This is a genomic window from Symplocastrum torsivum (assembly GCF_059505465.1).
Map to the genome: position 1 here is coordinate 36910 of NZ_JCACKQ010000125.1, position 20046 is coordinate 56955.

A 20046-nucleotide genomic window follows, 5' to 3' on the forward strand; every position below is an offset into this window, starting at 1 on the left:
AGAAGGATAACGGCAGTAATTAAAAACAAAGTGCCTTCAGAACTGTTCATTAATTGTGACCTTATCAATTCGATCTATACCGCAGTATAGCCTAGCTTTTTTGCTGTTATAAGGTCAGTAGAGAGAATACAGCCTTTGTTAAGGTTGCTAAATACGGTTTGTCCCTAGTTCTTAAGGCAATTAGGAATCTGCAACAAACCCCACTCAGGGAACCTGTGAAGGCAGCGATCGCTACTGTAGTCCAGGACGAACGAAGGAGAAAAGCGATTAGATTCATGTAATCTGCTCAAGGCGGTTGGCTATAGTTATGGTTATACTACATTTAAACTACAAGGCGATGAAGGTCTGAAGTGGAGGGTGCAATTCTTCTGAAACCATGGCAATGTTCCTTTCATAGTCTCAGCCTTCCGTCACATCCGTGCGATCGCATATACACACTGGATATTGCCCGTTTTCTCCCACTTGACTTCCTTCTCCAATGTCATACCAATTTTTTCCGCAACTCTTCGGGATGGTATATTGTTTGGGTTAATCAAGGATATAAGCCGAGTAAAGTTAAGGCTCGTAAATCCATAATTACGGCAAGCTAATGCTGCCTCCTTTGCCAAGCCTTGCCCCCAATATTTCCTCAAGAATAAGTAGCCAATCTCAATCTCCGTTTTGCCATCAACGTGCTGAACAACTAAGCCACATTGTCCAGCAAACTCATTTGAATCTTTAAGAATCGCTGCCCATAACCCAATACCATATTTTTGATAACTCTCTAAGTTTCTGCAAATCCACTCCTCTGTCTCTTCCCGACTCTTGGTATTGGGATAATATTGCATTGCTATAAAATCTGAGAAGATTCCAAGCAAGTTATCTACATCATCTCTAGTTAATTGCCGAAGAAACATTCGTTTGGTTTCCAAAACGTTCAAAGCAAAACTCCTATTTCAGGAAAAATAGTTTTGATAGAGTTTCTAACTACATTTCAATCTTGTATAGCTTCGGGGTAGGTTTGGGTATCTTGCTTGTTCTTCTAAAGATTGTCGTAGTCTTTGTGCGATCGCCCTTTTTGCTGCATATCCTAAAATGTGAGCAATCCCCTGTTGTGAGTAGCTTGTATGAGCCAGACTACAGACGAACGACTACGCTGGACTACAGCCGACCTGGAACTCTTGCCAGATAACGGAAACCGTTATGAGATTATTGATGGAGAGTTATTAGTGACCAGAGCACCACATTGGAAACATCAAAAAGCTTGTGGCAGGCTCTTTGCTGCACTTGATATGTGGTCACAGTCTACTGCTTTAGGGGAAGCGACAATTAATCCAGGGATTATTTTTTCAGATGCTGATAATGTTATCCCTGATGTGGTTTGGGCTAGTAATGAACGCCTCGCTGTCCTGTTAGATGATGCAGGGCATCTAACTGCCGCGCCAGAGTTAATTGTTGAGGTGTTATCGCCTGGTGGTGAGAATGAACGGCGAGATCGAGTGGCGAAGCTCAAACTTTACTCAGCACGGGGAGTACAGGAGTACTGGATTATTGATTGGCAAACGCAACAAATTGAGGTTTATCGACGGGAACAAGCGAGTTTAAGGCTTATTGCAACCTTCTTTAGTAATGATGAGCTGACTTGTCCTCTGCTACCTGGTTTTGTTTGCACTGTGGCGCGACTGTTTGCTTAGAAGGCAAGCGATCGCTTTTATGGGGCAGGGCGGGCAAATTCCCACCCTACTGAATTACGACTCAAAATTTACATGCTCTTTTGCAGTAAATTCTTGGCAATTACCTCTTGATCGTCTTCACTCAATTTATCCCAATCTAGTCCTCGCTTAGCACTCACGGCACGCAACTGCTGTTCTTTTTCCCGTTCTAGCTTATCTTCCATCCGCGCATCTATGTCCGGATTAATGGCGTGCAATACGGCGTACTTATCCTCTTGTGGCAATTGCTTCACCAACTCTATCACCTGCCCAACTGTTAATTTCAACATCGGCATGATTATCACCTCGGCAGTTTATTAAATGTCATAAGACCGATTTAGAGTAACACAAGGGCAAGGTGATGTACTGTAGTTTCGCTCAGCTATAGCAGAGCAAGATATTTCTCATATAACTTTTTAGAGTGGTTGTAGACGATGCTGTGTGACCAGTTCAAATTTCACTATTCGTTTAGTGGTGATAGAGATAAGCCACTGATTCTTTTTCTGCATGGCTTTATGGGTGACAGCAATGAATTTAATGAAGTTATAACGTTGTTGTCTGAAAACTTTTGTTGCCTTGCCATTGACCTACCTGGTCATGGGAAAACTAAAGTTATAGGTAACGATGGGTGCTACTCGATGCAAAATACTGCTCATGGCTTAATTAAGTTACTTGACAATTTAAACATTGAAATCTGCAGTTTGATTGGTTATTCTATGGGGGGGCGACTGGCTCTCTACCTGAATCTGCATTTCCCACAACGCTTCTCTAGGATTGTGCTGGAATCTGCCTCTCCTGGTTTAAAAACTGAACGGGATCAAGCTGAACGAATTCAGCAAGATTTAGAACTAGCGCATCAATTAGAGATAATTGATTTCCCCGTATTTTTATTGAAGTGGTATAGTCAACCACTTTTTGCGTCTTTGAATAAACACCCAGATTTTAATGTTCTGTTGGAAAAGCGGTTGCAAAGTAATCCTTTAGAATTAGCCAAATCACTTCGCGGCTTAAGTACAGGAAAGCAACCTTCTTTATGGGATAAACTGAAAATAAACCAAAATCCCTTGCTGCTGTTAATTGGAGAGTATGATGAAAAATTTAAGACCATAAATTCCGAAATGATAAGATTATGTAAATCAGCCCAACTGAAAATAATTAGTAATTGTGGTCATAATATTCACTTTGAAAACCCAAAAGAATTTGCTCTAAATCTCAAAAGCTTTTTAAGTTAATTTAATAAAAGTTAATGTTTTTAATTTAGCTAACTAGAGCGATGTATAGGTAATACCCAAACTTGAACACCAAAGCGATCGCACCCCACCACATTCAGGTGATCGCATAAACGTAAATTCGTGTATCAATCAGTAGCCATAATTACCAATTTCTCATGGCATCGACCAAAAACTCGTCCAGATCAGGAAAATTAGGCGTATAGCAGCTTATCTTTCTATTTCTCCTTCTCTACACGCTCTTTGGGCAAGACACGGGTTACGACCTTTGGCAGAATAGTGTAGAGGCTTATTTATGTTCGATACTGGGTTAATTGCCAGACATACTCCATGACCATTATTACTTCTCAAGAAATTGCTCAGTTTCGCTCTGAATTAGCAAACAACCCTGATGCCATGAAAGCTCTCGACACGATTGAGGATTGTGAGGGGAATTTGGAAGATGCTGCGATCGCATTAGCAATTCGTGCAGGACAGCAACCACAGCGAGATAATGCTGAGTGGTTAGACGCTTTAGCTCGGAAATGCCGTGCTGTGATTTGTCAAAAGGAATTTCGGGAAGACTTGCTCAACGGGTCGTTTGCACCTGTTGTTGCCTATCTAGGCGCAACACCTCTACTTCCTGGAATCCTCGCTACACCAGTGCTGATGTATGTCATGAGGCAAGGCGTAGACAATTTTTGTGAGCCACTGGAGTCTCGACTCTAACTACTGCATTAGCCAATCTGGGTGATGGGGTTGTGAGGGATAGCAAGAGGTTTGCCAAGGGAGCAAAGCTATCAACAGATTTTAGAGATCAGTAGCCGTTCCTGTAGCAATAAAGCCTGCGTTTTCTACAGGCTCAAGCTTACCTGTCACACGCGATCGCTAGACACCAAAAACAGGAGCAGGTTATCCTTTCGCCCTTTCGCCTTCACCTTTGCTCCAATGCTAAGCATCTTCAACAATCAGACCGCATTGCTAGACCAGATTGGGGGTCAAATAGATGAATTTTGTCTACGGCTATTGATAGCCAAAGTGCATCGCCGATTTTGACAACTTGATCAGGTGGAATTCTGACTTGTAGAGTAGACGATTCAGCCAAAGTAACGGATAGATAAGTATCGTTGCCCAGTGCTTCGACAAGGTCAACCTGCACTGGCAGATTTTTGGGCGCAGGAACGCCAACACTTAGATGTTCTGGACGAATGCCGAGGGTTAGAGAGAGTCCATCATATTTTTGTAATACTGAACTCCAGACTTCTGGGAGCGTGAGGCGGAATTGGGAGTGCTGAATTAAAAGGGGTGCTTTAACCTGCACGGTGAGAAAGTTCATCGGTGGTGAACCAATGAACTCGGCAACGAACTTGTTGGCGGGTTGGTTATACAGTTCGAGTGGGGGAGCAAGTTGTTGGATTTGACCTTGGTTCATGACAGCAATGCGATCGCCCATTGTCATCGCCTCGGTTTGGTCGTGGGTGACGTAGATTGTTGTTGTACCGAGTTGCCGTTGGAGTTTGACAATTTGGGTACGAGTTTCTGCTCGAAGTTTGGCATCTAGGTTGGAGAGTGGTTCATCCATCAAAAAGACTTGGGGATTGCGGGAAATCGCCCGTCCTAAAGCAACCCGTTGCTTTTGTCCTCCCGACAGTTGTTTCGGTAGTCGGTTCAGCAGTGGCTCGATTTGCAGTAACTGAGCAACAGTGCGAACTTGTTCATCAACTGCTTTTTCTTTATCAGAGAGATAGCGTAGTCCCTTAGGAAGCGATCTCGTCAAGGCGACTAATGCATCCTCCGTCCAACCAGGAACCTGCTTTGGAGTCTGTTCTTCCCCACTCCCAACTCCCAACTCCCCATTCCCTAATTTTGTACGTCGCAGTCCAAAGGCAATGTTGTCATACACACTCAAGTGAGGGTAGAGGGCGTAGTTCTGAAACACCATGGCAATGTCTCGTTCTTTGGGCGCTAGGTCATTTACTAAGCGATCGCCCACCCAAATATTGCCGCCAGTTGCCTCTTCTAGCCCTGCAATTAAGCGCAGTAAGGTACTTTTCCCACAGCCAGAAGGCCCAACCAGCACCATAAACTCACCATTTTGCACTGACAGGTTAATGCGCCGCAGGACACTGACACCTCCTGTAGGAGGTACAGGTGTCTCTCCCACTGCAACAAGTCCCTCATTGCTTGGTGTCAATAAGGGTTCTGCTGTTACTGGTGCGATTCGCTCTCCCTTGCGACCAGGAAAGCTTTTATAAACGTTTTCGAGAATAACCTGAGCCACGGTGTTTGTAACGGATGGGATAATCCACCTATTTCGGTGATTTAGTTTGCTGAAGTACGCTCACGCAGCGAAGTGCGTAGCAACAAGCGCCTAATTCTATCGTACTTTGACAAGAAAGTTGATTTTGAAAGTATTAGGACATTTCTTAAAAGATTGAAGCCGATAAAAAGCCGTCCTTCTTATGATGGGGCTTTAGACCCACTAATGTTCGGTAATTCGACCTTTAAGATTTCGCAATCCTGTTTACCCTCTTGACAAGTCATAGTCATAACGAATACGTTTAAAGTTGATTAATCAAGGAGCCATATTCATGTTGCCCAATCGCGAAGGACAAAAAGTTCCCAATGTTACCTTTCGTACTCGCCAGAACAACGAGTGGGTGAATGTCACTACAGATGAACTATTTAATGGGAAGACAGTGATTGTCTTCTCCTTGCCAGGTGCGTTTACTCCAACCTGTTCATCAACCCACTTACCGGGTTACAACGAGTTAGCTAAGGTCTTTAAAGAAAACGGCGTTGATGAGATAGTTTGTATTTCCGTCAATGATGCCTTTGTGATGAACGAATGGGCAAAAGACCAAGAGGCAGAGCATATTACTTTAATTCCCGATGGCAATGGCGAATTCAGTGATGGCATGGGAATGTTGGTGGATAAAGCTGAACTAGGATTTGGTCGGCGGTCATGGCGCTACTCCATGCTGGTCAAGGATGGCGTAATTGACAAGATGTTCATTGAACCAGAAAAGCCAGGTGACCCGTTTGAGGTGTCTGATGCCCAGACAATGCTCAACTATATCAACCCTGAGGCAACAAAACCCCAGTTAGTTTCCCTGTTTACAAAAGTAGGTTGTCCATTCTGCGCTCGTGCCAAGACGATGCTAAAGGAGAATGGTATAGATTATGAAGAAATTGTCCTAGGTAAAGAGGTGACCACTCGCTCATTGAGGGCAGTCTCAGGTGGAACAACAGTTCCCCAAGTCTTTGTTGATGGCAAATTAATTGGCGATTCCGAAGCACTCGCCGCTTATCTTGGTGCTAGCTAGTACCAGTTCGTACAAAAGAGGTAGAGGGGTTAGGTGTTAGGGAAAAAACCTAAACTAATCCCTCAGTGACTTCCCTCATTACTTGAGTGATGCCTCAGTACATCTTAATAACTCAGTCTGCAACTGTAACCTGATGATTAGCTGACCATCAGATGAGAAGGAGTCACACGCCACAACAACTCTAGCGCAGAGGCTGGCATCGTCAGATACAAAACATCGCCAACATGTAGACAAGTTTCCAGAACATCCCATCCGTGGAGCGTCTGGCTGTTAGTTTCTATGTAAAGTGGTACAAAGTCAGCATCCATTGCCGCCTCTTTGACCAAGCGTCCGCAGAAGGGATGTCCCGGTGTAATTAGCGTAGCCAATGCCACCCAAAGCGTATCGCCAGTCATCCCATTTCCCAAAATGCGTCCACCTAATGCCGCTGCCGCAAAGGACGGTGTTGCTAGTTCTGTTGGACTCAGCACTACCTCAAAGTTAAAAACCTGTTGCACAGTACAAGCAAGCTGTGGGTCTTGGTTACGCACCACTACTGGCAATTTTGGAACTAGGGCTTTTGCACTTAGGGCAATCTCGACATTCGACATGTCGTCACTTGTTACCGTTAACAGGGCTTCACACGAATCAATGTTGGCGGCTTTTAGGGTCGTAGATAAACTGGCATCACCAAGAATCACGGGTACGCCCCAAGAACGAACCGTGCGGAGAAACCGATTGTTGGCATCGCGCTCAATCACGACCACTTCATGACCATGATTATGGAGTTGATTGACAATCTGAACACCAATGCCACCTAAGCCACAGACAATGTAGTGATGGCGGCTGGGAACACGCGCAGCATCCCAAAACTGATTAAAGCGGGTTCCTAAAACAAAATCATTGAGTAGGGCGTAGCAAATTCCAATCACCCCAGCACCCACCAACATCATTACCGCTGTAAAAATCTTGATGCCGTCGGGGGCTTTTTCTGCCACTTGTTCTTGACCACCTGCACCCGTAATCATCCCAACGGAAAAGTAGAGAGCCTCGACAACTGTAATGTTTTCATCGACACAAATGTAGATAGCTGTAGCGAAAAAAATCATTAGCAACAGAGCAAAACTCACCACTAGTACGGGTTGAGCGTGTTTGTGAAACTCTCGCAGGTTGGTAAAAACTTTGAAAAATTTACGCAGCCAGGATTGACGGCGGCTATGGACTTGGGGCTGAGTGCCAATAATTAGGCGATCGCCTCGTTGTAACCGTTGCCCTTCAGCAACAGCAGATACTAAATCGACCTGACCCTTTACCGGGAGGTAGTAAATTAACATTCGCGATCGATCATCCCAGAGGTGACTTAATGGGCGTCCAATCCAGGGATGATTGTCATGAATGTATTCTTCATAAATTGGCCACGTTTGATTAAATAGCCGCAGTTGCCCAATAGCTTGATTTCCCAGTGCCGCAAAAACAAACACAGGTGCTGCCAGGGCAGCAACACTCAGGCTGACATGATCAGGAAGCGTCTGATCAAGGCGATCGCCTAAACTACTATTAAACAATCGGTTAACAATACGAATCCGAGGATTAATTACTCGCGCCTGAGTCAGAATTGCCAGATTTAGTCCATCATCATCGTTAGAGAGAATCAGGATTTGAGCCTCCTCAATCCCTGCTCGCCGTAGAGTAGAGGCTACGCGCAAATCTCCAATTACGACACTATCCCCTTCATTCGATAGAAGTCTATCACTGATGCCAACAACAGCCGCTCCCTGTTGCTTCAGTAAGCTGAAAATTTTATATCCAGTGCGTCCCAATCCACAGACAATGATACGGGGTTTCATGAATTAGCTTTGTGTCAAAGCAGATGACTGCTACGCAAGTATCCAACTCCCTATTGTTATCTAGAGTACATACAAGGACTGTAGCTGAAGACACCACTGCTATAGGAAAAAGCTCAATTCACATTTTGTTTCTAAGTAGCAGGCACAACGATTGCTGGTTGATGTGAGTTCAACAGCGCAACCTCTTGCCCATAGATAAACTCACTGTAGTCAGCAATATTATCGAGTCCAAGTAGGTTTAGCATGATTTCAGCCGCTAACCAAATTGTTGTTTTTACAAGTACTTTCTTCCAATATAATTTCATTTTGCCCTACCTCCTGGATGAGTGATGGAGGCTTCTGTGTCTTCCGTCAAACCTCTCTTACTTAACTGTTCAGGACAGATGCTGCCTTTTACGCAGCCTTAGAACGGATATCAGGAATATCGGTGAAAACCTAATTTTGTATTGGGGAAAGGCGCATTGCGTGCGTCCGTACCGCGTGTTGAAGTGCGTAAGTCCTGCCTTATAGCAGAAAGCCGTCAGCTATCAGCTATCAGCTTTTTGTTTTCCTTGCGCTCTCTCTTGTTTCACACACCTTGCTGTACCTCATCCAACTGAAAATCGGTATATAGCTTTTCTCGTATCAGTGAGGTACATCTAAGTTTCTTGCCTATTCCCAATTCCCCATTCCCTGCGGGTGCGCTTCCTCATCCGGAGGTTCCCTCCGGATGCCAGCGTCACCCAATTCCCGAAAACCTAGAAATTTGTACCTCATCCACATGAGAACCGCTATACAGCAATTTTCATACTGGTGAGGTACAGTCAATATTTCTCTCTTCTCCTATAGAGAATGGGAGAGTAGGATAGATGTACCTCATTAGCCTAGAAAACGCTGTATTGCGTTTTTAGGTATCTTGTTTTCAATCTGGGTTAAAAATAAGGATATATAGCAGTTCTCAGTTAAATGAGGTGCAGTTAAAGGCTACTAGTCAGCCAAACAAAAAAGCTGATGGCTGATAGCTGATAGCTTTCTGCTATATCGCCATTTTTTGTAAAAGATACTGCTCTTGATATGAACTACCACGTTATTTACGACGGCAATTGCAATCTTTGTGTCACTCTAGTACAGCTACTCGAAAACCTGGATCAGGGACGAATCTTTGATTACATCCCAATGCAGGATGAAGAAACATTGAAGACTTTTTGTGTAACATCCCAAGACTGCGAGATGGGGATGATTTTAATTGATGCAAAATTCCCAGAGCGTCGGTGGCAAGGCAGTGATGCGGCAGAGGAGATTGGGCAGTTGTTGCCAGTTGGGAATATGTTTATCTCAGCTTACCGAGCTATGCCTGGAGTGAAATGGGTTGGTGATCGCGCTTATGAGCAAATGCGCGATAATCGCTACAGTTGGTTTGGTAAGCGGTCTAGTACTTATAAGTCAGCTTATCCGGTAGGTTGTGCTGCTACATCCAGTTCCCATTAGTTGAATGTTGAGTGTTGGGGAAGCAGGGGGAGAGAAAGTTAGTTTGAATACAACTTGACATCAGGCTCAAAAGGCGATCGCATTTCCCCAAAATCTCACTTTTTGAGCGCCTTTCTTACCAACTCAGGAATCTGAGACGGACGTTCTGCCACTGGTACTTTCGCTTTCTTGAACGCAGCAACTTTGTGTTGAGCGGTACTGGCATTAGTCACTGGCCCTGATAGCTGAGCGGCAAGGATAGCACTTGCATTACCTACTTGTTTATCTACAGGTGTATATCGTCCAGCAACGTAGGCAACTACGGGTTTATCAACGGCTTCGGCAATATATTGAGCGGTTGCTTCTTCACTCCCGCCCCCTGTCTGATCCACTAAAACAATCGCTTCTGTATTTTCATCTGTTGCCAAAACCTGAAGCCACTGGAGAAAAGAAGAACCAACAATGACATCACTACCTAAATTCACGGCTATTGACTGTCCTAGTCCTGCCTGAGTCAGTGTCAGCGCAATTTCATAACTAAGGGTAGCCGCACGAGTGATCACCCCTACTGAGCCAGGTGTGTAAAATTCACTCTCTTGAGTACCCAACAAAAGTTTTCCTGGCACAATAATCCCAGAACTGCTAGGACCAATGACCAGAGTGTCAGTAAATTGTGCTTTCTGCAACAGACGAACTATATCTAGAGGCGGAATGCCACTCGTGACAAGAACAATTTGCCCAATTCCAGCGTCTATGGCTTCTAAGGCTGCATCAAGGGCATTGTAGGGTTCTACAAAAATAACCGTTGCATCCACAGATCCAGCATAGTTACACGCCTCCTCAACTAGGTCAAACACGGGAAGATCATGTAATTCTTGCCCTCCCTGTCCTGCGCTAACCCCTGCCACCACATTCGTGCCATAGGCTTTCATTCGTGCAGCGTGGTAGGAGCCAAGTGGTTGTGTAATGCCCTGTACCAGGACTTTGCTGTCTGGTGTCAAGTTCATAATTGCTGGATGTGCGTGTGCTGTAGATGCAAGATGAAGATGTTTGAGCATAACAAGAACAGCCAGCTCTTGCTAGAGGAGATTAACCTTAGGCTTTCTTGATCGCTGCTGTTGCGAGGGATATTGCTTTTGCAACTGCCTCATCCAGATTATCAATCCAGTGTACAGGCATGTTTACCAAATCCTCTTTGACCGTATTAAAATTCCCCCCAACAACACGAATAATAAATTGAGGCAGTTGGGGTTGAGAGGCTGTTCGTTGGAGGCTAAGACGACTACCATCACTTCGTTCTTGGCGGAAACGTGAGGTCATTGCGATCGCTTTTTCCGTTCGGTCTGCCTCATTCAACACGGATGTTTCCCCAAGGTGAGAAAGGAGATAGTTAGCAATGACCTCCGCTACTTCTTCACTGGCAGCAGGGCTACTTAAAATGTTGACCAAAACAACCTTGATGCCATCATTGCTCGTAAGCTGCTGTAGTGCGCCTTGCAGTTGTTGCACTGGAGAAGACGTAGACTGCAAATCCCAACTAGCATATCCATTCACAATCAGACAAGTAGCTGGCTTTCCCTTTGCCCGGTAAATCAAATCTAAGGTTGCGGCAGCAAGACAAGTGCCATTACAAAGGATGCCAATATTGCCATCGCCGTCTGTCCAGTTGAGTTCAGTCAAGGACTTGGTCGGCAGTTGTTGCTCAATCTTACTATCACTACTGGTTGAAACTAACGTTGCCAACTCAGAATGACGACCAAGGGCATTGTCATTGGCGATAATTTTGCCGTCTAGAGCCATCATCTCACCTGTGGAACTGATGCCGAGGGGATTGATTTCCACTAAGTCCAAATCCTTTTCGACAAAAAGCTGGTACATCTTCTGCACAATCCCACTCACAGACTCAATGAGATTACCTTGCAGTCCCATTTTGAGAACTAGACGCCGCGCATAAAAGGGAGAAAATTCTTGATCGACGACAACCCTTTGGAGGTGTTCGATCACTGCCTGCACATTGACACCGCCTCTGGAAGAACCCAAGAGAACCGGACGCCCCAGTGTGTAGTCAAGGATGACTGCCAGAAAAAACTCCTGTTCCGCGTTATAGCGGGACTCGGCTAGCAACACTTGAGGATACTGACCGAGAATCGACAGGTTGAAAATTGCCCTAGCGGCTGCGATCGCATCAATGGTATTTTCGACAAAACGGATACCACCCGCTCTCCCTCTTCCCCCTGTAGGCACCTGAGATTTCAGAACCACTGGATAAGGAATCTCTAAACGCTTGAGGTCTCTAGGATGGTCAATGCGTTGGGACGGCAAAACAGGAATGCCGATCTCACGAAACAATGCTTTCGCCTGGTACTCTAATAAGTCCATGAATGGAGTGTAGTTTAACAGTCAGTGGTTCTGATCAAAGTTACCAAACTCTGAGGTTCTAACGAGTTCGTTAGCTTACACACTAGAGCGCCTTTTCCAGTCTTTTTCAACTTGATCAATTCGATAGAAACGCTTCCAGAACATATCCAAAAGCTTCGTGGGCATCAATTTCGTCATCAAAAACAGCATCATCCTCCCACCTGTTGCTGCTAAGTAGCGGGGACGGGGATGTCGGTCAGTAATCGCCCGGATAATCACATGGGCTACTCGTTCTGAACTCCAGGCTAGAGGCGCGGTTTGCTGTTCTATTTCTTTGATTGCCTGTATAGCAGGTCGATAGAGTGTTCTCCCAGCTTCCGGAACATTCAGATCAACTCTATCGCCAGCCACACTGAAAAACTCCGTTGTTACGGGTCCTGGCTCGATTACGCTGACTTTGATATTAAATGCCTCTAACTCCATTCGCAGCACATCACTAAGTGCTTCCAGGGCAAACTTAGACGCACTATACATACCGCCAGCCGGAAACGGCAGACGCCCTCCTAGGGATGACACATTGATAATTCGTCCGCATCCTTGGTCACGCATGACCGGGATTAACGTTTGGGTTAAGACTAATGGACCGTGGAAATTTACAGCAAACTGTCGTTGAGCGTCTTCCGGTAAGATTAATTCAATGGGTCCCATCTGCCCATAACCTGCGTTATTGACAAGGGCATCCACTCGTCCAAAACGTTCAATCGCTGAGTGTGCCAAGGCTTTTACCTGTTCAACTTGAGCCATGTCAGTCGGCACAACCAAAACATCGGCACCTGCTTTAAGGCACTCAGTCGCTACAGCCTCAAGCTTTTGCTGATTACGGGCAGCCAGTACCAAGCGAATGCCCAAGGCTTTGACAGCTAATTGTCGGGCAAGGGCAGCGCCAATTCCTGCGGAAGCGCCAGTAATCAAGATCACTTGTTCAGCTAAAGGGGAAGCCTGAGTCATAATAAGTTTTTTGCTTTTAGTCGCTTGTTAAGTGCTATTTAGTATCTATTTGCATCTTAAAAAGATTCAGGAGAGATTAGAGGTTAGTTGAAACAACACTCAAGGTATTCGTTTATAATTCCAACGAAAACTGGTATTGTGCATCTACCCGCAAGGAGAAACTGGTAAAATCAGGCTTTTACATCAAGGTCGGCTAATGACTTCGTTTATAGCTCTGGGTGATTGGTCAGTAGTTAGTAGTCAGTAGTCGGTTGCAACGGACAACGGACAAAAAGCGACAGCTTATATTTAGAAGAACGGTGTGGTCAGATGAAAACAGCGACGCGCCCCGACGATTTAGAAATCTTAGGGCATGTTTTACAGGCAGACTTGCAGAAAAGACTCTCGACACTTGTCCCAATTCAGGTGCGGTGTCTGCTTAAGGAAGGGGCGCTGATGATTCTGGTTCAACATCGGGTAGATGTGATGCTAGAGCAACAAGAAATCTTTGATTTTTTGGAGCAAACGATTCTTGAGCATCATTCGTCAGTTGGCAATCCGGTAAAAATTTATTTGCGGGTAGCAGGGCAAAAGCAATCTTATGCTTCCCACTCGTTCCTAACCGAGTACCTCTCCGAGCCAATAGTAACTGCTGATAGACCTGTTGAGACAGTAGAGAATTTCCCGAAATTCCTTAACCCCGCCGTTGAGGAAACAGAGAGTGATTGGACTGAAAGTGAGTTTACTCAAAGCCCGGAGGCACCGACAACCGATTCAGAGTTGCCTCACCCTTGGGATGAGCCGATTTCAGAAGACGAGCCTCAACCGGATGTTTGGTCGCCTGAATCACCTGAGACAGAAGCCAGCAAACCCAAGTCAAAGTCCTCTTTGCTGCCATTAATTGTTGCTGGTGTGGGTTTGAGTTTGGCGGTTTTCTCTACTAGCCTTTATGTTCTCACCCGTCCTTGTGTTATTGGCGTGTGTAGAGCAATTCCTGAGGCTCAAGGCTTGAGTGAACAATCTACGGCAACGCTGCAAAACCCTGGTTCAGGGAAGGATGTTCTGGAGGCGCAACAGCAGTTACTGGATGCGATTCAGATTCTGGAGTCGATTCCCTCTTGGTCGAGCCATCATAGGCAAGCTGAAGAACTGCTGAAAGCCTATGAAGCGCAAGCAGAACGGGTTGATGAGATGGTAACAGCATTGAAGACGGCGGCGAGGGCTTCTTATAAAAGTCAAAATCCGCCTCATCCAGCTTCAAGGTGGATCGAAGTGCAGAGTCTATGGCGAGAAGCGATCGCACAGTTAGAACAGCTTCCCACGAAGAGTAATCTCCAACCCCTAGCGCAACAAAAAATTAAGGAATACAAGGCGAATTTAGCCCAAACCAATCAACGATTGGTCAAGGAGCGACAGGCTCAAGGATATATTAACTCGGCAAAAGAAGCAGCGTTAATTGCTGAGGCACGTCAAGGTGTCGCTCAAACCTTACCGCATTGGCAACTCGTCTATTCCACCTGGCAGGTTGCAATGAACCGTCTCAAGCAGATTCCTCAAGGCACAACGGCATACGAAGAGGCACAGCAGTTGTCAGCATTGTATCTGCCAAAGATGGCTGTAGCACGCGATCGCAAAGCTCAAGAGCAATTTGCTACTAATGCCTACAATCAAGGACTCCGGATTGCTCAACTTGCCAAAAATTCCCAGTCTGATAGTCAATGGTCAATGGCGTTAGTTCACTGGCGCAATGCCTTGAACTATTTAAATCAGGTTCCCAATGGCACCTTTTACCACGCCAAGGCACAATCACTCGTTGCTCCCTACACACAAGCTCTCAAGCAAGCGCAAGGACAGTTACAGGTGGTTTTGAAGCTACAACAAGCCCGAAGTGATTTGCATCAAACGTGCTTTGGCAAAACCCAGCAGGTTTGTAGCTACACGCTTACCAGCAACGCCATCCAGGTTCGCTTGTCACCAACCTATATGCAAAAGGTGAGACAAACTGCAACCATAGCGAAAGCGAGAGGTGACTCTAATGTTCAAGCGGGTGTTGTCAATCACATTTTGACATTGGGAGAAGCGCTTGAAGCGATTAGTGATAATGCTCGAATTCGCGTAGATGTTTACAATCCTGACGGTAGCTTGATTGAGACGCATATGCCAGGGATGTAAAAAAGTAGATCTGCGTTGCATCACCACTTCGCTATTGAGCATCTGACCCGTTCAAGTAGTGCTATCAAGTAGCTGCAATATCGCTTAGAACAACTAGAGGCAGATTGGAAACGCGACGGAAGCCATTATCGTTCGTTAGAAAAATGCTACAGCCATGAGCGATCGCTGTTGCTGCATGGATAGTATCGGGTGTCCGCAGGTTTGTTTGGGCACAAAATTGTGCAGCCTCTCTCAAAATTGCTCTTGTGATTGGCATCAGTTGCATTTCTATAGATAAAAGCAGCGTTTCATAAGCAGTAATTAGAACTGAATCAGCATTCTTGAGAGGAGCAACCAAAGTTTCTAATAATGCCAGTTTACTGCTGATAATTTGGATATTACCAGTTGCAGACTTCAGCCACAAGGGGCGCAGGAGTGACCAATAAGCTGGATGCTTTTCTACGCTGTAGATGAGAATTTGAGTATCTACATAAACAAGGCTAGAATCTGGCAGCGTCAGATCTCCCACGCGCTGCGTTCCTCTTGGAGATACTGGTCAGCTTCTTCAGGCGTTTTAAACAGTCTTTGTCCAGGCAATTTATCTAGTAAGTCTATGGCAGAGCAACGGCTGCTAGATGAGGTGTCTTTTAGGATTACGAAAACTTCTACAGTATTACCCACTAGCAACTCTGGAGCAGATATTTCGATTTTGTTGCCTGGTAAGACTTTAGTGCTAAGGTGCAAAGCTGGCTGCATTGTGATTACTTCCTCTTGTTTTTATGAGCTGTCTTTTAATTGACCGGAATAAATAGCCTAGTTGCTACGGTAGTGTTTAAATTATTTTAATAAAGTTCTGCATAGATGTTTTGTCTGACGCTCCTGCTACCTGAATAAAATGCGATCGCACTTCAGGATGCTGCGCGATCACCCAGTACTCCAAAAAGCGATCGCTCCTCCACTCCTATTAGAAAATCGCACCTTTAGCTTTGTGGTGGTGAGAGGTACGCTCCAAATTTATAGCAGTCGAAGTATACATTAGGACATGAGCAAAGGGCTTAAGCTTTTTGCTCCAAAGAGCCTGTTGTCCTAAGCTTTGCTTTGCTTGCTATACTCATGTTTCGCTTACCATCGCTCGTCGAACTTCCTCAACTTCTTCAAATGCCCCTATAAAATTGAACAGATCAATTGCCTCTTGAAAAAAAATTTTACTTCCCTCAATTTCACCTATGCTTTCCTCTATTCTTTTGAAGCGAAGTCCATCGTTATAGCTACATTCAGCTATTTTGTACAAAACTTCTGTTATTTCTATTGCTTCTCCATCATTCTCTATTACCTGTTGTACTTCTTCAGCTTGTTTCAATTCTCCTACTGTATTTAAAATTAAAATTGCTTTTTGAAAATAAATATTACTCTCTTCAATTAGATCCAGTTTTTTTAAAAGTAATCCCTCGAAGTAGCAAGAATTAGCCATATCGCTTCCTATTTCAACTAATTCTTTCAAAGTTTGTTCTGATCCAGAAAATTCTGACTCATCAGGCCACAGCTCTGCAAGTTTTGTTAACTCCCCAGAAAACTCTTTGTAGTGGTACAAGAACTGTAAAAGTTTCAGGATATCTTCTCCAAAATTTTCAAGCCCAAAATAGGTTGCTTTGGCGTTTACTAATTGCCAATCCTTATTTGACTTCAGCCTTCTCACTGCTTCTGACTGAATTACTGGATGCAACCAGTATCTTCCCTTGTTAAATTCTACTAAAGCCCGATATCGCAATGATTTAATAACGCGATTGTGTTGTTCTTCGGGTATGTTCCATAGCAGACACAAGACTCCATTTATGGGTACTGAAGGAATTTCTTGATAGCGATAGCATCCCAAACGGCAAAGGAGTTGATAGGCTTCAGTATCATGCTTTCCTAGACGGTCAAACTGACTTTTAACTAAATCCTCTAACTCTCTCTCTATTAACAAATAGCCTTGATTTTCTTGCCAATAAGCCTCTAAGTCGCCTTCATAATCCTCTTGAATCGTACTACAGAGGATTTGCATCGCTTTGGCATTGCCACCATAGGCTTTATGCATCTCACTCAAAGCTGGAGAATCTGTGTCAAAATTGCGGCTGCTAAAGTACTGCTGCCATGTGTCTTTAGCCATCCCTTTCAACTCGTAAGGCTTAACATTCACACAAGACTCATTGAGACACTCACGGCTTGTAACCAGCGTTACAGCTTGTACATCTGAATCAGCTAAAACGCTGAATAACTCTACATAACCCCGATGTGCTTCAATGAACTTGCCGTCTTTGTCTAGAGCTGGTTCGAGGTTATCAATCAAAACACCAACCTTTTGAGTTTTAAGCTGCTGCTTTAGCCGCTTTAGTGTTATACCAAAATCCTGTGCGGGTTCACCTTGTAAGTCTCGCAGCAATTCCTCAACAACACTTTCTATAGGTGTAATGTTCTTTGTTTCCTTTGCCATCGGAGGTTCCAGAACTAAGTCGAACTCCCATGTGCTGAAGTACTTTTTAGCCAGAGTTGTCTTACCTACCCCACCTTTGCCGTAAATGAGGATGACTTTTGCCCCTTGAGAGACAAAGGTGTTGAGGTCTGCGATCGCCTCATCTCGTCCTAAGAAGTTCGGGTCTAGCTTCGGCAGACAGGCTTGAGGTTCAGAAGTAAGGTCATCATCATCTAGTTGCAGGTTGAAAGCACTGAACAGACAGTGAATAGATTCCCTATCAACCTCTTTCTCACCCTTAAATATTTTTCTAATCGTGCCAGTGTATAAGCCGTCCTCCTTATAGGCACTGGTTAGTTCCTTCATCTTTTCCTGTGTACACCTAGCACCATGCTGGTTTTCCCACTCCCGTTTAGCAGCTTCGAGTTTTTCCACGCCTTGGCGAGTGAGGATGTAACCGCGAGTACGTTTTTGCATCTGTAGAGACATTGGCTGAGGTAGCTTAACTTCCCGTTGCAGATGTTGAGGCTGACTTCCGGGAAGATAATGGCTTTTCCCTGATTTTAAGAAATCCAGTCCATTTCTGAAGTTGAGGTTGGCTAACGCTTTCAGGACTTGCCCTCACTGGCTTTGCCAAAAGATAGCAAAAAACTTTAAGTTCGTGGTTTAACTGCTCGGACTTCGCTGGTTTAGCCTTCATTAAACCTGCACACTTGACTCAGTTACTCAAGCGGAGGCATTAAACCAGATGGCTCTCGAACCCATCAAAGACAACCAGGCTAATAGTCCAGAAATTCAGACCACATTCTACCAATTGGAAATACCAGGAATGGAAGAATTTCTCGCCAAGCTGACAGCCAAGTCAAAAACTACCCCCAAGTCAATACGGCGACGCGATCGCAATTGACGATAGCAGCAATGATGCTTCTGCTGCCTGAAGAAAACGCGATCGCGCAGTATCCTGAGGTGCGATCACATTTTTTCCTTCTAAAAAGTGACGTGAACTTAATTCAGAGGAATAACAACAAGCGATCGCATTTAAGTCGTGTACTCTGCATTAATCTTCACATAGTCATAACTCAGGTCACAGCCCCACGCCTTACCCATACCAGAACCACTGCCAACACTGACCGAGATTAAAACAGTATCTTCTTTTAAATATGCTCCCGCTGCTGCTTGCTTCAGATAAGCACTAGCCGCTGCACGGTCAAAATCTAGAGGTTGCCCAGCCTCCATAAGCGGGATATCTCCTAGCTGGATTTTGAGATTGTCTTGCTCAAATAGAACGCCTGCACGTCCAGCAGCAGCGGCAATTCTGCCCCAGTTCGGGTCACGACCAAACACGGCTGACTTAACCAATGATGAGCCTACAATGGTTTTAGCAATTTGACGCGCCGCTTTATCATCCGGCGCACCTGTGACTTGCACTTCAATTAGACAGGTTGCCCCTTCACCATCACGAGCGATAGACTTTGCCATATACTGACAAACGGCTGTAAGCATTGCCTCTAGCTTTTCGGCTTCTGGTCCCATTTCTGTAATTGCCGCTGTCCGGGACTGACCATTCGCCAAGGCAATCAAGGTGTCATTGGTGCTGGTATCTCCATCAACAGTAATTTGGTTAAAACTCTTATCTGCTGCCCGACTCAACATTTGTTGCCATAGTGGGGTCGAGACAACAGCATCACAGGTAACAAAGGCGAGGAGAGTTGCCATATTGGGATGAATCATCCCAGAGCCTTTGCAAATGCCACCCACCCGCACGGGACGGTCATCAATTGTTGTCTCCAAAGCGATCGATTTAGTCACCAAATCTGTAGTAATAATTGCTTGCGCCGCTGCATCTGAACCTGTTTCAGAGGCAGCTTCAACAAGTTGAGGCATCGCTGACACCAAGGCATCCATCCGGATTCGTTGACCAATAACGCCTGTAGAAGCCAGCAATATCGCATCAGCGGGAATTTTCAGCACTTGACCAAGAGCTTCAGCACTGGCTAAGGCATCTCTCCAGCCTTGCTCACCCGTGGCGGCATTCGCTTGACCCGCATTGCAAAGAATCGCACGAGCGCTGCCTCTGGCTTGCAAACGCTGACGGCAATAGTCTACAGGAGCAGCACGAACATGACTTGTTGTAAAGACACCCGCTGCGATCGCGTCTACATCTGACAAAATCAACGCTAAATCTGGAAGCCCCGAAGGTTTCAGACCCGCCGTAATTCCTGCGGCTCGATATCCCCTAGGAGCTGTGACACCACCAGTAATTTCCTGCCAGTCTGACATAGACTCCCTCCTGAAAACCTTGACTCCTGCACGAGAGGCGATTATATCAAGTCTTAGGTGTCAGATAAGTAGCTTATTGACTTTTTATCTGCAAAATATGTGCAAAAAAAAGAGAGCCACTTGCGTAACTCTCCCGGTCATCAGGGTGCATCTACTTCTCATAAGTATAAGGCTTGGGGGTGGGGGGTGTCACCCCCTATTTAGAAATTCTTTTGACCAACTAATTTGGCACAAAAAAAAGAGAGCCACTTGCGTAACTCTCCCGATCATCAGGGTGCATCTACTTCTCATAAGTATAAGGCTTGGGGGTGGGGGGTGTCA

20 protein-coding genes are annotated in these 20046 nt (G+C 45.2%); 8 read left to right on the forward strand and 12 right to left on the reverse strand.

The window, feature by feature from the left end; genetic code table 11:
- Positions 1–410 precede the first annotated feature (410 nt).
- Positions 411–920 (reverse strand): GNAT family N-acetyltransferase, encoded by a 510-nt coding sequence (locus AC5JL3_RS30705; protein WP_496078056.1) that lies wholly within the window; start codon positions 918–920, stop codon positions 411–413.
- A gap of 186 nt (positions 921–1106) precedes the next feature.
- Between AC5JL3_RS30705 and AC5JL3_RS30710 the strand changes: the two genes are divergently transcribed.
- Positions 1107–1673, forward strand: coding sequence for a Uma2 family endonuclease (locus AC5JL3_RS30710; protein ID WP_496078057.1), 567 nt, complete (start codon positions 1107–1109; stop codon positions 1671–1673).
- A 68-nt stretch (positions 1674–1741) separates the two neighbouring features.
- Here the strand turns inward: AC5JL3_RS30710 and AC5JL3_RS30715 are convergent, their stop codons facing one another.
- Entirely contained in the window at positions 1742–1987 is a 246-nt protein-coding gene (locus AC5JL3_RS30715; protein ID WP_192220139.1) for a hypothetical protein, read from the reverse strand.
- Between the two features lie 138 nt (positions 1988–2125).
- On the opposite strand from AC5JL3_RS30715, the gene menH reads away from it, so the two are divergent.
- A complete protein-coding gene (gene menH / locus AC5JL3_RS30720; protein ID WP_496078058.1) occupies positions 2126–2923 on the forward strand; it encodes a 2-succinyl-6-hydroxy-2,4-cyclohexadiene-1-carboxylate synthase in 798 nt (265 codons plus the stop codon).
- Positions 2924–3250: 327 nt separating this feature from the next.
- A complete protein-coding gene (locus AC5JL3_RS30725; protein ID WP_192220137.1) occupies positions 3251–3628 on the forward strand; it encodes a hypothetical protein in 378 nt (125 codons plus the stop codon).
- Positions 3629–3860: 232 nt separating this feature from the next.
- On the opposite strand, the gene AC5JL3_RS30730 is transcribed toward AC5JL3_RS30725, so the two are convergent.
- Positions 3861–5180, reverse strand: a complete 1320-nt coding sequence (locus AC5JL3_RS30730; protein ID WP_496078059.1) for an ABC transporter ATP-binding protein — start codon at positions 5178–5180, stop codon at positions 3861–3863.
- 310 nt (positions 5181–5490) lie between these two features.
- Between AC5JL3_RS30730 and AC5JL3_RS30735 the strand changes: the two genes are divergently transcribed.
- Positions 5491–6225 carry a glutathione peroxidase gene (locus AC5JL3_RS30735; RefSeq protein WP_496078060.1) on the forward strand — a complete coding sequence of 245 codons (735 nt, stop codon included), beginning with the start codon at positions 5491–5493 and terminating at the stop codon, positions 6223–6225.
- Positions 6226–6362: 137 nt separating this feature from the next.
- Here the strand turns inward: AC5JL3_RS30735 and AC5JL3_RS30740 are convergent, their stop codons facing one another.
- Positions 6363–8051, reverse strand: a complete 1689-nt coding sequence (locus AC5JL3_RS30740; RefSeq protein ID WP_496078061.1) for a potassium channel family protein — start codon at positions 8049–8051, stop codon at positions 6363–6365.
- Positions 8052–8182: 131 nt separating this feature from the next.
- A complete protein-coding gene (locus AC5JL3_RS30745) occupies positions 8183–8356 on the reverse strand; it encodes a hypothetical protein (protein ID WP_192220133.1) in 174 nt (57 codons plus the stop codon).
- 748 nt (positions 8357–9104) lie between these two features.
- On the opposite strand from AC5JL3_RS30745, the gene AC5JL3_RS30750 reads away from it, so the two are divergent.
- Positions 9105–9518, forward strand: a complete 414-nt coding sequence (locus AC5JL3_RS30750; RefSeq protein WP_496078062.1) for a thiol-disulfide oxidoreductase DCC family protein — start codon at positions 9105–9107, stop codon at positions 9516–9518.
- A 95-nt stretch (positions 9519–9613) separates the two neighbouring features.
- On the opposite strand, the gene AC5JL3_RS30755 is transcribed toward AC5JL3_RS30750, so the two are convergent.
- From AC5JL3_RS30755 to AC5JL3_RS30765, 3 genes are all read right to left on the reverse strand, one after another.
- A complete protein-coding gene (locus AC5JL3_RS30755; protein ID WP_192220233.1) occupies positions 9614–10504 on the reverse strand; it encodes a succinate--CoA ligase subunit alpha in 891 nt (296 codons plus the stop codon).
- Between the two features lie 88 nt (positions 10505–10592).
- The gene (locus AC5JL3_RS30760) at positions 10593–11876 is read right to left on the reverse strand and encodes an ATP-grasp domain-containing protein (RefSeq protein ID WP_496078063.1); all 1284 of its coding nucleotides are present in this window, start codon (positions 11874–11876) and stop codon (positions 10593–10595) included.
- 75 nt (positions 11877–11951) lie between these two features.
- The gene (locus AC5JL3_RS30765; protein WP_192220130.1) at positions 11952–12863 is read right to left on the reverse strand and encodes an SDR family oxidoreductase; all 912 of its coding nucleotides are present in this window, start codon (positions 12861–12863) and stop codon (positions 11952–11954) included.
- Positions 12864–13172: 309 nt separating this feature from the next.
- On the opposite strand from AC5JL3_RS30765, the gene AC5JL3_RS30770 reads away from it, so the two are divergent.
- The gene (locus tag AC5JL3_RS30770; protein ID WP_496078064.1) at positions 13173–15014 is read left to right on the forward strand and encodes a hypothetical protein; all 1842 of its coding nucleotides are present in this window, start codon (positions 13173–13175) and stop codon (positions 15012–15014) included.
- A gap of 64 nt (positions 15015–15078) precedes the next feature.
- Here AC5JL3_RS30770 and AC5JL3_RS30775 read toward each other — a convergent pair whose 3' ends face one another.
- Together AC5JL3_RS30775 and AC5JL3_RS30780 are read right to left on the reverse strand one after the other, a co-directional pair.
- Complete coding sequence (locus AC5JL3_RS30775) at positions 15079–15522, reverse strand: type II toxin-antitoxin system VapC family toxin (RefSeq protein ID WP_496078065.1); 444 nt, start codon at positions 15520–15522, stop codon at positions 15079–15081.
- On the reverse strand, positions 15510–15749 hold the full coding sequence (locus tag AC5JL3_RS30780) for a hypothetical protein (protein ID WP_496078066.1): 240 nt from the start codon (positions 15747–15749) through the stop codon (positions 15510–15512). Before AC5JL3_RS30780 ends, AC5JL3_RS30775 begins: the two co-directional genes overlap by 13 nt.
- A 139-nt stretch (positions 15750–15888) precedes the next feature.
- On the opposite strand from AC5JL3_RS30780, the gene AC5JL3_RS30785 reads away from it, so the two are divergent.
- Positions 15889–16032 (forward strand): hypothetical protein, encoded by a 144-nt coding sequence (locus AC5JL3_RS30785; protein ID WP_496078067.1) that lies wholly within the window; start codon positions 15889–15891, stop codon positions 16030–16032.
- Between the two features lie 72 nt (positions 16033–16104).
- On the opposite strand, the gene AC5JL3_RS30790 is transcribed toward AC5JL3_RS30785, so the two are convergent.
- Complete coding sequence (locus AC5JL3_RS30790) at positions 16105–17934, reverse strand: NB-ARC domain-containing protein (protein ID WP_496078068.1); 1830 nt, start codon at positions 17932–17934, stop codon at positions 16105–16107.
- 259 nt (positions 17935–18193) lie between these two features.
- Between AC5JL3_RS30790 and AC5JL3_RS30795 the strand changes: the two genes are divergently transcribed.
- Entirely contained in the window at positions 18194–18352 is a 159-nt protein-coding gene (locus AC5JL3_RS30795; protein ID WP_496078069.1) for a hypothetical protein, read from the forward strand.
- Positions 18353–18483: 131 nt separating this feature from the next.
- Here the strand turns inward: AC5JL3_RS30795 and argJ are convergent, their stop codons facing one another.
- A complete protein-coding gene (gene argJ / locus AC5JL3_RS30800; RefSeq protein ID WP_496078070.1) occupies positions 18484–19725 on the reverse strand; it encodes a bifunctional ornithine acetyltransferase/N-acetylglutamate synthase in 1242 nt (413 codons plus the stop codon).
- Positions 19726–20046: the final 321 nt, after the last annotated feature.

Excerpts from the sequence above, each read along its gene's own strand:
- AC5JL3_RS30765 (WP_192220130.1), bottom strand. The coding sequence starts at position 12,863 with ATGACTCAGGCTTCCCCTTTAGCTGAACAAGTGATCTTGATTACTGGC.
- AC5JL3_RS30740 (WP_496078061.1), bottom strand. The coding sequence starts at position 8,051 with ATGAAACCCCGTATCATTGTCTGTGGATTGGGACGCACTGGATATAAA.
- menH (WP_496078058.1), top strand. The coding sequence starts at position 2,126 with ATGCTGTGTGACCAGTTCAAATTTCACTATTCGTTTAGTGGTGATAGA.
- AC5JL3_RS30715 (WP_192220139.1), bottom strand. The coding sequence starts at position 1,987 with ATGCCGATGTTGAAATTAACAGTTGGGCAGGTGATAGAGTTGGTGAAG.
- AC5JL3_RS30745 (WP_192220133.1), bottom strand. The coding sequence starts at position 8,356 with ATGAAATTATATTGGAAGAAAGTACTTGTAAAAACAACAATTTGGTTA.
- AC5JL3_RS30750 (WP_496078062.1), top strand. The coding sequence starts at position 9,105 with ATGAACTACCACGTTATTTACGACGGCAATTGCAATCTTTGTGTCACT.
- argJ (WP_496078070.1), bottom strand. The coding sequence starts at position 19,725 with ATGTCAGACTGGCAGGAAATTACTGGTGGTGTCACAGCTCCTAGGGGA.
- AC5JL3_RS30725 (WP_192220137.1), top strand. The coding sequence starts at position 3,251 with ATGACCATTATTACTTCTCAAGAAATTGCTCAGTTTCGCTCTGAATTA.
- AC5JL3_RS30780 (WP_496078066.1), bottom strand. The coding sequence starts at position 15,749 with ATGCAGCCAGCTTTGCACCTTAGCACTAAAGTCTTACCAGGCAACAAA.
- AC5JL3_RS30795 (WP_496078069.1), top strand. The coding sequence starts at position 18,194 with ATGGCTCTCGAACCCATCAAAGACAACCAGGCTAATAGTCCAGAAATT.
- AC5JL3_RS30755 (WP_192220233.1), bottom strand. The coding sequence starts at position 10,504 with ATGAACTTGACACCAGACAGCAAAGTCCTGGTACAGGGCATTACACAA.
- AC5JL3_RS30760 (WP_496078063.1), bottom strand. The coding sequence starts at position 11,876 with ATGGACTTATTAGAGTACCAGGCGAAAGCATTGTTTCGTGAGATCGGC.
- AC5JL3_RS30790 (WP_496078068.1), bottom strand. The coding sequence starts at position 17,934 with ATGTCTCTACAGATGCAAAAACGTACTCGCGGTTACATCCTCACTCGC.
- AC5JL3_RS30770 (WP_496078064.1), top strand. The coding sequence starts at position 13,173 with ATGAAAACAGCGACGCGCCCCGACGATTTAGAAATCTTAGGGCATGTT.
- AC5JL3_RS30735 (WP_496078060.1), top strand. The coding sequence starts at position 5,491 with ATGTTGCCCAATCGCGAAGGACAAAAAGTTCCCAATGTTACCTTTCGT.
- AC5JL3_RS30785 (WP_496078067.1), top strand. The coding sequence starts at position 15,889 with ATGCGATCGCACTTCAGGATGCTGCGCGATCACCCAGTACTCCAAAAA.
- AC5JL3_RS30710 (WP_496078057.1), top strand. The coding sequence starts at position 1,107 with ATGAGCCAGACTACAGACGAACGACTACGCTGGACTACAGCCGACCTG.